Here is a 1528-nt window from a genome sequence, read left to right on the forward strand (position 1 = left end):
CGTCGCATCGCCACCAGATACGACCGTCTCGCAATCAATTTTCTCGCAGCCGTCTGCATCGCAGCGGCTGTCAGTTACTGGTTATGAGTCCAGACCCTAGGTCTGGTTCGATCTCCCTTATCAAGGAACGGGAGTACCTAGCGGATCTTCGACGGCGCCTGAATCGGTAAATTCAGTGCCTCTGCCTGCCAGAAGTTCTTTTAGGTGGCTGCGAAGTAGCTCCGCCTTTTCATATCTCAGCGATGCAACCGTGATCTTATCGATTGCAACGATGATTTGGGTGGCTGCGTTCACGCATGAAATTCGGCCGGATGCGTTATCAATGCCCGCGAGTGTTTTGCCCAACCCAGTTTCCAGGATCTCAGCTTCGACCGCATCCAACGTGAGCGGATCACCACCATCAATCGCAAGGTCGATCTCGATGCCGTTGCCTTCGAGCGGCTTCCGAGCACCTAGCACCCAACTGCTCATTGTTTCGTCCTTCCCACCATCGTGAACGCCCCATCAACCTCGCTGATCCGGATCGATCGTCTCCAATCGACAGCCCTTATAATGTCTCGGCTTTCCCACCTCCATCTGGTCCTTCTGGGAGGTTTCGTCGATCGAAATTGCTCTGAGATACCGATTGGTCGGGACAACTCTACTCTATCCATGGTCCGGTGACGAACGGAAAGCGATCCTCATTCGCGACGCCGTCGCGTTTCTTTGCGGGCTACTTTAAGAACGTTGGCGTCAAAGAGGACAAGAGTCGGAATTTCCCTAACTTCCGGCATAGCACCGCCGATGCCTTCCGCCGAGGCGGGTATATGGATGAACCGTTCGTCTCCCTCCTCGATCACACCAAAGCGACGACTGCAGGAATCTATGGTGTGTTGCCGCAAGGTGTGTTGAGTGAACGCCAGAAGATCATTGAGGCGATCATACCCCACAATCTCTCAGAAGGCTGCTTAAAATATGTCTCCTCCCCGAACCTATGTTGACCCGAGCCAAGATCAAACGGCCGAAGAAATCGAGTACTACTATCGCAACGCCAAGATTGGTGATCGAGCAGCGATTAGAAACAGCCAACATGGACGCCTTGAAATCAAGATCACGACTGTGAGCAACATCAATCCAGAAGTTGGAAGCATACATTTGAATGACGAGGCCGTATGGGGTGGCGTCGCTTATTCTGTGGAGAGTGGAAAGAGCTTTTACGCGCCTAGCAGCCCGTCATCGCTTGTCGTTCCAAATGAAGCGATTACGACTTGGGCTAAGGAAAATCCGCGCGGCACACCTGATTATTGACTGTTGAGGGCGATGCGCCGTCATGCGTCGGCAAAACGGTTATCCTGATTTTCGCGAAATTGATCATCATACGCCGTGCGACGGAAGCTGCTATTTCCTTACGATAGTTGGCTTGCACTTGGAGCTCACGGGTCACTGACGGCTGCTGATTCCGGAGCAAGCCGCCCACCTATTCCAGGATGATGCCGCCCACCTGTTCCGATTAATTGTCGCCCAGCATTCCGATTAATCCTCGCCCAGC

At 53.1% G+C, this 1528-nt stretch carries 2 protein-coding genes and 1 pseudogene; 2 read left to right on the plus strand and 1 reads right to left on the minus strand.

Translation table 11 applies throughout. The features are described 5' to 3' along the window. Positions 1-87 (plus strand): annotated as a pseudogene (locus B2M20_RS19055) (IS5/IS1182 family transposase); the annotation flags it as partial. 33 nt (positions 88-120) lie between these two features. On the opposite strand, the gene B2M20_RS08455 reads toward B2M20_RS19055, so the two are convergent. Further along, positions 121-471, minus strand: coding sequence for a hypothetical protein (locus tag B2M20_RS08455; RefSeq protein ID WP_079446617.1), 351 nt, complete (start codon positions 469-471; stop codon positions 121-123). Between the two features lie 483 nt (positions 472-954). On the opposite strand from B2M20_RS08455, the gene B2M20_RS19060 reads away from it, so the two are divergent. Then, positions 955-1287, plus strand: a complete 333-nt coding sequence (locus tag B2M20_RS19060; protein ID WP_139372868.1) for a hypothetical protein — start codon at positions 955-957, stop codon at positions 1285-1287. Positions 1288-1528 lie beyond the last annotated feature (241 nt).

The organism is Nitrobacter vulgaris (assembly GCF_002028545.1).
In the GTDB taxonomy this organism is placed as follows: Bacteria; Pseudomonadota; Alphaproteobacteria; order Rhizobiales; family Xanthobacteraceae; genus Nitrobacter; species Nitrobacter vulgaris.

What these genes read in the sequence shown, in the direction of transcription:
- B2M20_RS08455 (WP_079446617.1), bottom strand. Translation starts at nt 471, where the DNA reads ATGAGCAGTTGGGTGCTAGGTGCTCGGAAGCCGCTCGAAGGCAACGGC.
- B2M20_RS19060 (WP_139372868.1), top strand. Translation starts at nt 955, where the DNA reads ATGTCTCCTCCCCGAACCTATGTTGACCCGAGCCAAGATCAAACGGCC.